Annotated in this window: 10 protein-coding genes; 8 read left to right on the top strand and 2 right to left on the bottom strand. The window is 52.2% G+C overall.

Translation table 11 applies throughout. The features are described 5' to 3' along the window. Positions 1-37 precede the first annotated feature (37 nt). Positions 38-853, top strand: coding sequence for a mechanosensitive ion channel family protein (locus J2I47_RS03340; protein ID WP_207363117.1), 816 nt, complete (start codon positions 38-40; stop codon positions 851-853). A gap of 124 nt (positions 854-977) precedes the next feature. Continuing rightward, positions 978-1,445, top strand: coding sequence for an energy transducer TonB (locus J2I47_RS03335; RefSeq protein ID WP_207363116.1), 468 nt, complete (start codon positions 978-980; stop codon positions 1,443-1,445). Positions 1,446-1,603: 158 nt separating this feature from the next. Here J2I47_RS03335 and J2I47_RS03330 read toward each other — a convergent pair whose 3' ends face one another. Both J2I47_RS03330 and J2I47_RS26455 read right to left on the bottom strand, forming a co-directional pair. Continuing rightward, complete coding sequence (locus J2I47_RS03330; protein WP_207363115.1) at positions 1,604-2,986, bottom strand: sensor histidine kinase; 1,383 nt, start codon at positions 2,984-2,986, stop codon at positions 1,604-1,606. A gap of 18 nt (positions 2,987-3,004) precedes the next feature. Continuing rightward, positions 3,005-5,152, bottom strand: coding sequence for a sensor histidine kinase (locus J2I47_RS26455; protein ID WP_229374228.1), 2,148 nt, complete (start codon positions 5,150-5,152; stop codon positions 3,005-3,007). Positions 5,153-6,037: 885 nt separating this feature from the next. Between J2I47_RS26455 and J2I47_RS03320 the strand changes: the two genes are divergently transcribed. From J2I47_RS03320 to J2I47_RS03295, 6 genes are all read left to right on the top strand, one after another. After that, positions 6,038-6,514 (top strand): response regulator transcription factor, encoded by a 477-nt coding sequence (locus J2I47_RS03320; protein WP_207363114.1) that lies wholly within the window; start codon positions 6,038-6,040, stop codon positions 6,512-6,514. Between the two features lie 118 nt (positions 6,515-6,632). After that, positions 6,633-7,820 (top strand): sugar transferase, encoded by a 1,188-nt coding sequence (locus tag J2I47_RS26745; RefSeq protein WP_262898996.1) that lies wholly within the window; start codon positions 6,633-6,635, stop codon positions 7,818-7,820. A gap of 25 nt (positions 7,821-7,845) precedes the next feature. Next, entirely contained in the window at positions 7,846-8,067 is a 222-nt protein-coding gene (locus J2I47_RS03310; RefSeq protein WP_207363113.1) for a hypothetical protein, read from the top strand. A 23-nt stretch (positions 8,068-8,090) separates the two neighbouring features. Beyond that, positions 8,091-9,302 carry a glycosyltransferase family 2 protein gene (locus tag J2I47_RS03305; RefSeq protein WP_207363112.1) on the top strand — a complete coding sequence of 404 codons (1,212 nt, stop codon included), beginning with the start codon at positions 8,091-8,093 and terminating at the stop codon, positions 9,300-9,302. Between the two features lie 309 nt (positions 9,303-9,611). Further along, positions 9,612-10,433: a TolC family protein gene (locus J2I47_RS03300; RefSeq protein WP_229374227.1), complete on the top strand. Its 822-nt coding sequence runs from the start codon at positions 9,612-9,614 to the stop codon at positions 10,431-10,433. 8 nt (positions 10,434-10,441) lie between these two features. Then, on the top strand, positions 10,442-12,631 hold the full coding sequence (locus J2I47_RS03295; protein WP_207363111.1) for a GumC family protein: 2,190 nt from the start codon (positions 10,442-10,444) through the stop codon (positions 12,629-12,631). The last annotated feature ends 40 nt before the right edge of the window (positions 12,632-12,671 follow it).

Below are 12,671 nucleotides of genomic sequence, written 5' to 3'. Positions count from 1 at the left end.
AACGCTGCCTACTGTTCTTCACTGTCTGCTGTAAAAGATGGACCTATATAAAGCAACACTCGTTATTTACGCCGAATTGATCAGCTGGGGCCGGCAGGGGCTGCGGCTCATACCCCGAATCGTGGTGGCAGTACTGCTACTGTTACTGTTTACTATCCTGTCGCGGTGGGTGAAACGGTGGATAGCGGCGGGGCTAAACCGGGTGAGTAACAACCAGTCGCTGGTGAACCTGACCGGGGCAATTGTCCGGTCTGTGGTGCTGGCCGTAGGCGTGTTTGTGGCATTGGGCGTGGTGGGCCTCGAAAAAACAGTTACGTCACTGCTGGCCGGAGCCGGCGTGATTGCACTGGCCATCGGTTTCGCTTTTCAGGACCTGACCGCCAACTTTATTTCGGGCATTGTCATTGCGCTATCCCGGCCCATCCAGGTAGGTGATACCGTAGAAACCAATGGATTTCAGGGGCGTGTGCTCGACATTAAACTCCGGTCTATCATGCTCGACAATGGACAGGGGCAAACCGTGGAGATTCCGAGTAAAGACGTGTTTCAGAAACCCATCATCAACTTTTCGCGAAGTGGGCAGCGCCGGATCGACGTAGTGGCGGGCGTGGCCTACCCCGACGATCTGGTCAGAGCGCAACAGGCGGCCCAGGCAGCGGTGCGGCAGTTGCCGTTTGTGTTGCCCCACCAGCCTGTCGATTTATTGTACCGGAATTTCAGCGATACCCAGATTCAGTTTGTGCTCAGCTGCTGGATCAATCCCACGCATACCGAGCCGCTTGCTGCTCAGAGTGAAGTCATTAAAGCCATTAAGCGCGCTTTTGATCAGCAGCAGATTCGGTTCAGAGCGTAGGCGAATTATCAAATATCACGGAGTTCTGCCTCCTAAACCACGGAGTTCCGTGATTGACCAGCCATAGGTGCATTGCGAGTTTTGCGTCGGCAATAACAGCCCGATAGACACAAAACACGGCACTATGAAACGCAACGTCTTTATGCTTGTCTGCACCGTCCTGCTACGTTCATCTGCGCTGGGCCAGTGCCCAGCCACATTAACATCAGCCAAGGCAGAAAACCCGTCTCGGTTAGTATCGACAGAGCTAGGCAAATCAATTGAAAATGAGTCAGTTGACGAATACGTACCGCTCAACAACATACCCTTCTTTCCGGGTGGAAAACCAGCGCTGGACGCTTATTTCCTCGACCCCGATCTGTACCCATATTCGGCCCGGACAACTGGTATTGAAGGGGTTGTGGAGGTAAGTTTTCGGGTGCAACCCACAGGGTTCCTGACCAATATTCGGGTTGTAAAGTCGCAGGGCCCACTGCTCGACAAGGCCGCGCTTCGGGCCGTAGTGCAGATGCCCCGCTGGTATCCGGCTCACCAGGCAGGCATGGCCGTTAGTTGCCCCATGAGCCTGGCAATCCGATTTGAGGGAGATTGAACAAGGAGAAGCAAGAGATAAGAGTCAAGAGATAAGAAATAAGAGGCAAGAAATAAACGTCAGCTGGCGTTAGCCCCTTTCTCTTATTTCTTGTTTCTTGCCTCTTGTTTCCTGTTTCTTACCTCTTGTCTCTTGCCTCTTATCTCTTGCTTTTCCCTTCAATGAGGCAGCAAGATCACAAACGTGGTGCCTTTGCCCTCTTCCGACTGCACCTCCAGCGAACCGCCATGGCCTTTGGTGATGATGTCGTAGCTCAGGCTTAGGCCCAGACCCGTACCACTACCGCTGGGTTTGGTCGTGAAAAACGGCTGAAAAATCTTTCCTTCCAGTTCGTCGGGAATGCCAATGCCATTGTCGGCTACCCGTATTTCCACGCCAACGGGCGTCTGTTTGGTCGACACCTTCACGGCAGGGCGGTAGGCGTAACCCGCCAGCGTACCCGTTTCCCGCTCCTGTTTCTGGCGTTGTTGCACGGCATAGAAGGCATTGTTGAACAAGTTGAGCAATACCCGGCCAATATCCTGCGCCACCACGCTGATTGGAGCCACGTCGGGGTCGAGATCGGCCACAAAACTGGCATTAAACGTCTTATCCTTGGCGCGCAGGCCGTGATAGCTCAGGCGCAGATATTCGTCGGCCAGCGCGTTGAGGTCAGTAAGTTCGCGCTGCCCTGTGCTGGTACGGCTGTGTTGAAGCATGTTGCGCACAATAGCAGAGGCCCGCTGCCCGTGATGCCCAATCTTTTCCAGATTCTGAATCAGATCAGCCAGAATCTCGGCTTCCAGTTCAGTGTCACGGGCGGCCCCTTTCTCACGCTCTTCGGCCAGTTCTTTCACCAGTTCGGTGCTCACTTCCGAGAAGTTATTGACAAAGTTGAGCGGGTTCTGTATTTCGTGGGCAATGCCCGCCGTTAGCTCACCCAGGCTGGCTAGCTTTTCGCGTTGCACCAGTTGATCCTGCGTTGCCTGAAGTTCGTTGAGGGTAGCTTGCAGAGCCTCCTTTTGGTGGGTTAGTTCGGCCGTCCGTTCCTGCACCAGGCCTTCCAGCAGGTGGCGCTCACGCTGTTCAGCCTCCTCGCGGTCAATGCGGGCCTGGTGTTCTTTGGTATATGTTTTTCGCTGTCGGGCGGCAATGAGATACAAGCCACCTACCCAAAAGTAGAAGAAGCCCAGCGCACTCTCGAACCAGGTGTGGTTTGGCCAGTAAACCGACTTGGGCAGGATGTTTTTGATGAGGTAAATCACCAGATGGACCGCAATAAATGGCAATAACCCGAACAGCAATACCCGCGCGGGTGGGTACCGTTGTGACCGCCTGTAGGTTACGTAGGCAGCAAAGGCCAGCGCCACATAACACAGCCAGGTAACTAGCAGGTTATAGCCCAGGTTATCGACAAGGCTATCAAGCGGAACCAGGGCAATTAACCCATAAGCCGACCACAGTAGCCAGCGATCCCAGACGGGTGTACGCTCTTTTGTTTCCAGAAACACACGAATCCGGAAAAGCAGAAAGATAGTGACGGAGAAAACGGTTAAGTCCATAAGCAACTGATATACAGGCTAACGCGCGTTCGGAATCATAACGATAAATGTAGCCCCTTCGCCCTCGACACTCTCTACCCGAAGGCTGCCGCCATGGCCTTTGGTGATGATATCGTAGCTTAGGCTGAGACCCAGGCCTGTGCCACTGCCAGCGGGCTTCGTGGTGAAGAAGGGTTGAAACAGTTTCTGTGCCACGTCCTCATTCATACCCACGCCATTGTCGGCAACCCGTATTTCTATGCCCCCTTTCACGGCCCGCGTCTGCACCCGCACTCTGGGTTGATACCCCGACCCACCCTGCCCGCTGAGGTGCTTTTGCTGCACGGCATAGAAGGCATTGTTGAACAGGTTGAGCAATACCCGGCCAATGTCTTGCCCCACTACCGATATGAGCGGCAAATCAGCGGCAAAGTCAGCGTCCATAGCGGCGTTGAAAGCTTTTTCCTTCGCCCGCAGGCCATGATAACTGAGGCGCAGGTATTCATCAGCCAGCGCGTTGATATCCGTGGGTTCACGCTGTCCCGTGCTGGTGCGGCTATGCTGCAACATGCTCCGCACAATGGCCGAAGCCCGCTGCCCGTGGTGCCCGATCTTTTCCAGGTTCTGATTTAGATCGGCCAAAATCTCGGCTTCCAGTTCGGTATCCCGCTCCACCCCTTTGGCCCGTTCCTCTTCCAGCTCTCTCACCAACTCAGTGCTCACTTCCGAGAAGTTATTGACAAAGTTGAGCGGATTCTGAATTTCGTGGGCAATGCCTGCTGTTAGCTCACCCAAACTGGCCATTTTCTCTTTTTGCACCAGCTGGTCCTGCGTAGTACGTAGCTCATCGAGCGACGCCTGCAACTGCGCCGTGCGCTCGGATACCTGTTGGGCCAGGATGTCTTTTTGCCTCATCAGCATTTGCTGCCGATCCTGCTCCTGCTCAAATGACTGCTTCGATAGCCGCTGAATTTCAAGTAGTTGACCCGTCAATCGCCGTTGGGTAGCCACAAACGTGCGAGCCAGATAAAGCGACATGGCAATGGGTACGCAACAGACGCCGACAATGTAGAACAGATGCACATCGGCCTGGTCCAGTTTTAGCAAACCGTCCCTCTCAAGCCGGTCGTAGGCAAAGAAGAGCAGAAAGCAAAACAAGGCCCCACCCATGCCAAAACCAATAATGTTGGCTCCGCGCTGTCGCCACGACAACGCCGTAACCCGAACCAGTTCTGTTAACGCCACCACTTCCGAACCCGTTTCGGCCCATGACGCGCCATTAATGCGATCAGTCAGGCCCAGCACGGCAAACGTAGCCAGGGCTACCAAACAACCATAATAGATAGCTCCCTGTGACCGGTCGAAAATACGATACAGGGCAGTAAGCAGACACCCATACCCCAGGGGATAACACAGTACGTTGACCAAGCTCCACGACTCATAGCTGCTCAGTTCATCAATTAACAAAAAGCTAACCCCCACCGATAGGGACGCGACACCCAAAAAAAACGTAGCCAGGGCCACAAACAGGTTTGCCCGCTGGGTGGTGTCATAGGCATAAAAGGCCGCGTGCAAAATGGCCATCATCAGCAGCAGCCCCGCTACCAGCGTCTGTGTCAGCGATTGCCAGCGGTTGTAGTAGGGTTGGGTGGTTTCTTGCCCGTTAGGCAACAGGTTCATATTGAGCAGATAATTAACCCGCTGCCCGTATTGTGCGCGGTAGCCCGTTGGTGCTACAACAAACCGTACAGCCAGCACCAGGTTACCCATTGAGTCGGGTAGGGCAGCGGCAAAATAGTCATGCATACCGTGTACGGCTTTAGCCATGCTGGAGTCAGAACTAACGATACCCGTAGCTCGTACCAAGTGTCCGTTGGCGAAAACTTCGGTAGCCGCCGACTGCCGCCAGCGTAACAGCACTGGCTGTCGGCGAAAAGATGAATCGAGTTTCAGCCGAAGCCGGAGCCAGCCAATACGCTGAGGAAGACGCGGCAACAGATCAGGGACGGGCTGAGCGGGGTTAAGTAGCTGCCAGGGCTTGCCAGGGCCGGTTTGGTCGTCAAGCTCAGGGCGACTCCAGTCACGATCGTCACCTGCCCGAAACGCCCAGTTCACCGCCAGTGATTCGCCCAGGTCCGAGAGATTTTCCACGCGTCTTACCTGCCCGACGGCGGAAACGGACCTCATCAGGAGGTAACTAATTAACAGGAACAGCAAACGGTGCATAGTGGGCAGATTCAGGTGTGTGAAGAAACAGCATTCGCCGCACTTCGTCAAACACTTGGTAGATCTACCTGCTCAACATAAGCTTCTTTATTTGTTAGTTGAAGCGTATACGGCCCAGGTGGGGAAGTGTGTACTGGGAATTATAACATATCAGCGCAAGAGGCGCCGTTGGCTAAACGAGTTGCTCATAGTAACATCTATTGGTATTTAAGTCGGCGAGACCACTAATTGCCAGCTAATTCATGACAGATGTACTTCGTATAAACTACTCAATTAGATGGCTTTTGCAGCTTCATATGATTTTTTAGGTATAGCGAAACCGTGCACTACTAGGACTAATCTAATAATTTAAAAAAAATACCAACCTATCAACAAGCTAACTTAACTAGCTGATTATCAATAATATAGATAATATTTATAAACAAAAGTACGCCTTTTAATAACAATATTGGCTATTATATACTCAGTAAACCGCTGTGACGGGATTTCATTCAATGGTTCTAAACAGCAATAATGTGCCCAAGAATCGTACAAACGATTTTGGGAACACCATAGTGAACCGGTCAAATTCGCAGAGCAACTGGCCTCGAGGATTGAAAGGCAGTAGCTGTGCAAATTCAAGCTGTGTATGTAAGCGTTCTGCAGTCGTAACGGATTACGAGTACACCGAATTAGTATCAATTACCATGCCATTCTCAGTTTTCAAGTTGCCAATGTTATTGCTCAACGAAAAAAAAGTTTAAACCCGAGTTGATGCCCGTGTACTTGACAAATAAATTGGTGTAGTACGCTGTGCATCGATACGTAACAAACTTCGTGCCACAACGCCCCGAATAATTTTTTTTTATGAGAAAGCCTGCCAAACGTCTGCTCATCATCGATGAAAACCCACACATCATCTCTGTGCTTCAGCAAACGCTGAAAGCAGATTTTGACTGTGTAGTTGCCCGTACAGGGCGTGACGCGGTTCGACTGCTCGTGCAGGGAAACCGGTTCGACGCTATTATGACAGAGTTGAATCTAACGGCGTTTAGCGGGCTGGAGCTTATTCGTTTTGTGCGTGCCAATCAGTTGATTGGGCAAACCCCCATTATTGTGCTTTCTGGCGCCACTGACAGCGCCACTCGCATTGATTGCCTGGATGCCGGTGCAGACAGCTACTTGCCGAAGCCATTTAACCCGCTTGAGGCCAGAGCTAAACTTCAATCATTGCTGCGGCGCACAGCCGCACTGCCAGAGGTTTACCAACTACCCGTTACCTCACAGAAAACCAATCGTCAAAGGGTTTCTTGGTCACTCAACACCCTGTTCAACCTGTTTTGATGCCCAACCGGCATAAACGTACTTAAGATACCGGCAGGGCTGGCACCAAGTCTCGCTATTCCTAAACTCAAAGCCCATACCATGGGCGTTTTCCCGCGTTCAACCACCCCCTCTACTGATGAGTAGCTTAACCACTACCTATATCCTCTTAGTTGAACGGGAAGAAGCCGTATTTAACCGGATTACTAGTGCATTAGGCAAAACGCAGTATGTGATATGGCACAAACAGGTCGATGACGCCATTGCCTGGCTTACCAACCAACGGCCCGCGGATATAATCCTGGTTGGCCAATCGGCCAATTATGCAGAGGTGCTGCAAAGCCTGCACCCCTTTAGCGCACGTCGCGGCCTTCCTCTTCTGCTACTTTGCTCCTCTATCACACGCTCTGTATTGCAGTTGGCCAGCGAAGGTGGGGCAACCGACATTATTTCATTCTTTCCCGTTGAAGGCCCATCGTTTCGTGAACGGCTTCAGGCCTATTGCTCACTGCTGCCGCGCATTGGCCAAACAGTAAATGAACCTATCCAGCCGGAAGATGCCAGTTTTCAGCTACCACTCTGGAAACGCGGTCTCGATATGCTGGTAGCTATGGGTGCCTGCCTCACGCTTAGCCCGCTTCTGCTGATCACCACCGTGCTGATTAAACTAGACTCTAAAGGGCCGGTTTTTTATCGCTCTAAACGGGTGGGAGCTAATTATCGGGTTTTTAGCATGATCAAGTTCCGCACGATGTCGACGCAGGCCGACAAGATGCTGAGCACTATGGCCGCTCAAAACCTGTACGACACCAACCCGGTATCCTATTCCTGGGACGATGCTGACCACAGAAATGCGCTCTGTGAAACTTGCGCTCTTGCCGGTTCATGTCAACGGCTGCTTTTTGATGAAGATCATTATGTCTGCGAACGGCGCTACCAGCTAAGTCACGAAGGTGGCACGTTTCTGAAGTTCCGTGATGACCCACGGGTGACGCGCCTGGGCCGCTTTCTGCGTAACAGCAGCATTGACGAGTTGCCTCAGTTGGTCAATATCCTGGTGGGCGACATGTCGCTGGTGGGTAACCGGCCACTACCCCTCTACGAAGCCGAAAAACTCACCACCGACTATGCTGTACGGCGGTTTGCTGGTCCTGCTGGACTGACAGGACTCTGGCAGGTAAAAAAACGCGCCAAAGGTGAGGGCAAAATGAGCGAACAGGAACGCATTGACCTCGACATCGAGTATGCCCGAACGTTCTCGTTTGGGCGGGATATGAGTCTGATCTACCAAACGCTGTTTAGCCTTTGGCAGAAGGAAAATGTATAAACGTCCACCCTACCCTATCATCCCTATGCGCATCACCGATAAAATTACGTATCAACCGGTTAAGCGGGAGAAACCGCTGGCCGTATCGCTGGTAAACCTGGCTTTTACCAACAAGCAAACAGAGCGCTACACCACTCAGGTACTACCATTTATTGATCAGGATGAGATCGCGATCCAGTACTCCCTGAGCCCAGCGCAACCAGCGGCGGCAACCTATCTGGTTCGCTACCAGCTGACGGTCAACTGATAAGTATTTTTCACCTTAGTTTCATGCCAATTCCCTCTGTTTTACTTTTTGTGCTGCTGGCGGGGCTGATCGCCTATACGTATGTAGGCTACGGCTTCGTGATCTACGGTCTGGTGAAACTGCGCCGCTTATTGGGCTATACCAATCAGCTTGACCTTCCCTCTCTGCCTACCCTTGACGTGACACTCATTATACCAGCTTATAATGAGATTGACTATTTACCCGCCAAATTGCAGAATTGCCTGGCGCAGAATTATCCCGCCCAGCACGTCCGCCTGTTGTTTGTGGTTGAAGGATCTACCGATGGCTCCGCCGAATACCTGGAAACCATGAAAGCGCAGGTGCCTAACCTCACAGTTGTGTCGGGAACACGTCGGCTAGGCAAGATTGAGGCCATGAATAATGCCATGCCTCTGGTGCAAACGCCTATTGCTCTTTTCACCGACGCTAATACCCTGCTGAATCCCGAAGCTGTAAGCCGAATTATGCATCGCTTTGCGAATGCCAGCGTGGGCGCAGTAACCGGCGAAAAACGAATCAGCACCGAAGCCACAGAAGCGGCTTCGGGCAGTGGCGAAGGACTCTACTGGCGTTACGAATCTCTTTTAAAACGCCTCGACGCTGAACTACATACCATTGTTGGTGCGGCCGGTGAACTCTTCGCCATCCGCACGGCTCTCTATGAACCTGTCGAGGCCGATACGTTGCTGGACGACTTTATGATTTCGTTGCGCATTGCTGGACGTGGATATCGCGTAGACTATGCGCCTGATGCCTATGCCATGGAACGGCCATCGCATTCGATCCGGGAGGAAAAGAAACGAAAAGTGCGGATTGCAGCGGGTGGTTTTCAGTCGATGGGGCGTTTGCTGCCTTTGCTGAACCCGTTTCGCTACGGTTGGCTCAGTTTTCAGTACATATCACACCGGGTGTTACGCTGGGCAGTCGCTCCGTTTTGTCTTCCTTTATTGCTATTACTCAATGCCCTGATCGTATCTGACTTGTCTGCGGGTAGCGCACAGTGGCTTTTCTGGTGCATCATGCTGGCTGGCCAGGCACTCTTCTACACAATGGCGGGCGTTGGCTATTACCTCGAAAACCGCCAAACCCGCTGGAAGGCTACGTTTGTCCCCTACTATTTTGTGTTCATGAACTGGTGTGTTATGCTGGGCCTGGTGCGCTTCTGGAATGGCGGGCTATCTGGCATTTGGGAGAAGGCCGTTCGGGCGGCATAACGTGCCATCTGGCACAGCCGACGATTTCGGCAACAACCTTTAACATGTACCGTTCGACATATTTCAGCACCGTACTTCCCAAATCACCTTGAATAGCCGATAAACAATCCAACGGGTTGTTTATCTTTGTTTAGAAACACTTATCACATTAACTCCACAGAACCTGTAAGCTATGTTGCGCAGGTCTGTTACATGCCTCAGGAGCTTGTTGTGACATTACTATCAAGTAAAAGTCAAAATAACCAGGATGATGTTTGCACACGAGTCAGTTAAGGCCAGGTGCGCATTATATCAACACGCGCTTTGGGAATGAACCGAGTACCGACGCTGACGAACGAAACGCTTCGTCGGCTCAGTTTGCTGTCTACACTATGTTTGCTGTGCACCATGGTCAGTTTTGGGCAGGGTGGCGCGCGGGGTATGGTTGCCTTTGGTAAGGCAACGGGATTATCGGGCGACACGCTCTATCTGGATGTCAACCAGGATATTGGTTCACAGTTGTTACCCTTTGACCAGATCGTGAAAATTGCGGCAGCCAATTCGCCTTTGTTAAAATACCAAGACGAGGTAATCAACTCGCTGAATGCCGCCACTGCCGTAACCCGTTCGCAACTTCTGCAGAACCTGACTGGTTTTGGCAACTACTCAGGAGGCAACCAGACATTACTGGCCACCGGCGTACCTGATGCCAATGGCCGCACAGGAAGTATCGGTCAATTGACAAATGGCTGGCGGGTAGGTATTGATGCTCGCATATCGCTATACGATCTTTTTGGCCGTAAGCACCAAATTCGGCAAGCCGAAGCCACGCAACAAGCCGGTGAGCGCCAAAAAGATGTGGTACTATTGCAACTGAAGCGTGAACTGATCACTATTTACCAGGATATGCTTACGGCCCAGCAGGTACTGAAAATACGGCTGCTCGACGAACAGGCTTCACTCACAGCCTACCGCATTGCTGAAGTAGAATTGCAAAAAGGACGCCTATCGGCCGAATTGATGGCTAACGCTACTACACGCTACGTGGAAACAAAGTCGATTTCGGAGCAGGTGAAAGGCGAGTTTTTAAAAAATGTACACACCTTTGAGGCATTGGTGGGTGTACCTATTCAACGGTTGAAACGAAACTGATCTGGCGTATGTCTATCTCTGTCTTCCTGCGATTACTGAGGCAGCACCTACTTTGGTTTGCGCTAATCCCGTGCCTGACAGCAGCCACGGCTTTCTACGTTACGCGCAACGAACTAAAGATCTATAAATCGCAGACCTCGCTCTACACGGGTTTGGCATCGGGCTATTCGCTGATGACCGACCGGATGGGTGCCGTGATGGACCGGTCAGTGAGTGCTTTTGATAACCTGCTAAGCACGTTGGGGTCTAAGGAAACCCTGCTTCAGGTTGGCGTAAATCTACTGGCCGACCATCTTGAGCTTGCTCATCCCGACAGCATGGTATTAGGCTGGAATGGCTTCTATGATCTGCAAAAGGCAGTGCCGGCCAGTTTTCGCGCCGAATTACCCATCTACGGCGACCCAAAGGTGTTGCGCCGGGCACTCGATAGCCTTGTTCGGTCGCCAACGCCCAACCCCATCAAAACGCTGGTGCTGCAGGAGAATTCGATTTACTCATTCCGGCTGTTGAGCGAGAAAATTAAGGGCTCAGCCCGGAAGAATACCAACGACGTGCTGCTGATGGAATACGAGGCCAACGACCCCGCCGTAGCCCAGCAGACGCTGAAATACGCCATCGACGTATTGAACAAACGTAATTCGTATTTCAAGACGTCGGAAACAGACTCGGTAGTAAGCTATTACGAAGGTCGACTAAAACGAGCGAAAGAGGCGCTGGACAGAGCAGAGGGCAATTTGCGGGCGTTCAATACCAATCATAACGTACTGGATTATGATGAAGAAGCCCGCAACATGGCTACCTCACGCGAGGCACTGACCAATGAGTATAATCAGGAGCTAATGCGCAAGAATGCGGCGAAAGCCTCATTAGATGCACTCAATAAGCGCATGGGTCAGCAAAGCAGCATCCGGTCGGCCAATACGGATTTGAACGAAAAACAGCGGAAGCTCGCTGAGGCCGAAAACCAATTGTCGAACGCCCGTGCCTATGGTCAACCAAAAACAGTACTTACCCGGTTACAGGCGGCTGTGGCGGCGGCGCAGGAAGACCTGAAAGCATCGGCGCAGGATTATGATGCCACGACCAATGCATCGGATGCATTGCCACAGCAAACGCTGGCCGCCGACCGGCTTGCTAAGTCGCTGGAATATGAAGAGTCATCGTCCAAGCTGGAATTGTACCAAAAGCGTATTGGCGAATACAAGGCCAAAACAAGTGAATATGAGCCGCTGGGGTCACAACTGCGCCAGTTAGAGCGAGATTTGAGCGTGGCGGAGAAAGAATATTTCGCCCTGCTTCAGCAAGTAGATCAGTCACGTACCCGGCAACAGGACGTGGCGGTAGGTGGCAAACTGGATGTGCTCGACGCACCCGATTTTCCGCTTGAACCGCAGCCTTCCAAGCGGAAACAACTCGTGATTGTGGGCATTGGCGTAGGCATTTTTTTGGCCCTCCTGCTGATGGCGCTACGGTTCTGGCTTGACAAGCGTATCCAGTCCCCTGAGCAGGCCGAAGCGTTGATAGGCCGGCCCATTACGGCATTTTTCCCAACCGTCACGAATCCACTCTCAACGGGTAGGGCCAATCGGGCAGCCACCAGCATGTTCGAGCAGTTGTTCAACGCGCTCAACATCGAAATTGCGCAGGTAACGGCCAAACCATTTCCGCCCGTTATTAACCTGTTTAGCATGCAACCCAAACAGGGTAAAAGCTGGGTAGCGCACGGCCTGGTGCGGCTGTATACCGCTGCCGACCACCGGGTTGCCTATTGCTACCCCCGCCACACAGGTAGCGAAGTGCGCGAATTTGAGCGAAACGTGAGCTACCTGCCCTATACCGTTCAGCCCGACTTTATGAACGTGACAAGCATAGATTACCTGCTCGACCATAGCTACGATTTCGACGCGGCGCAGTTTGACCGGATCATAGTGGAACTGCCCGCCCTGGCTAATAACCAGATGCCGGTTTACCTGCTCAAGAACAGCGCGCTGTCATTGCTCATCATCGATGCAAACAGCTCGTGGGCGCGGGCCGAGAAGCAATTGCTCTCTCTTTACGAACGCGTTACCCAACAGCCTATTTTAACGGTATTAAACCGGGTAGGCAACAATTATATTGGCGACGTGGGTGCCGCTGCGCCAGAACCGAAGCAGGACAGTAATGGCCCGCGCCTTCAGGCTCAGCGAACCAGCCGGTAAGTTACCAACTCTGTTATCGTGTAGAAACTGGCAGATTACC

Source organism: Fibrella rubiginis (genome assembly GCF_017353185.1).
GTDB classification, from domain to species: Bacteria; Bacteroidota; Bacteroidia; order Cytophagales; family Spirosomataceae; genus Fibrella; species Fibrella rubiginis.
This window is presented reverse-complemented; position numbering and strand designations above follow the sequence as displayed.

Bases quoted from the DNA above. Each gene is read 5' to 3' on its own strand.
- J2I47_RS03305 (WP_207363112.1), top strand. From the start codon at position 8,091: ATGCCAATTCCCTCTGTTTTACTTTTTGTGCTGCTGGCGGGGCTGATC.
- J2I47_RS03300 (WP_229374227.1), top strand. From the start codon at position 9,612: ATGAACCGAGTACCGACGCTGACGAACGAAACGCTTCGTCGGCTCAGT.
- J2I47_RS03340 (WP_207363117.1), top strand. From the start codon at position 38: ATGGACCTATATAAAGCAACACTCGTTATTTACGCCGAATTGATCAGC.
- J2I47_RS03320 (WP_207363114.1), top strand. From the start codon at position 6,038: ATGAGAAAGCCTGCCAAACGTCTGCTCATCATCGATGAAAACCCACAC.
- J2I47_RS03295 (WP_207363111.1), top strand. From the start codon at position 10,442: ATGTCTATCTCTGTCTTCCTGCGATTACTGAGGCAGCACCTACTTTGG.
- J2I47_RS03335 (WP_207363116.1), top strand. From the start codon at position 978: ATGAAACGCAACGTCTTTATGCTTGTCTGCACCGTCCTGCTACGTTCA.
- J2I47_RS26745 (WP_262898996.1), top strand. From the start codon at position 6,633: ATGAGTAGCTTAACCACTACCTATATCCTCTTAGTTGAACGGGAAGAA.
- J2I47_RS03310 (WP_207363113.1), top strand. From the start codon at position 7,846: ATGCGCATCACCGATAAAATTACGTATCAACCGGTTAAGCGGGAGAAA.
- J2I47_RS26455 (WP_229374228.1), bottom strand. From the start codon at position 5,152: ATGAGGTCCGTTTCCGCCGTCGGGCAGGTAAGACGCGTGGAAAATCTC.
- J2I47_RS03330 (WP_207363115.1), bottom strand. From the start codon at position 2,986: ATGGACTTAACCGTTTTCTCCGTCACTATCTTTCTGCTTTTCCGGATT.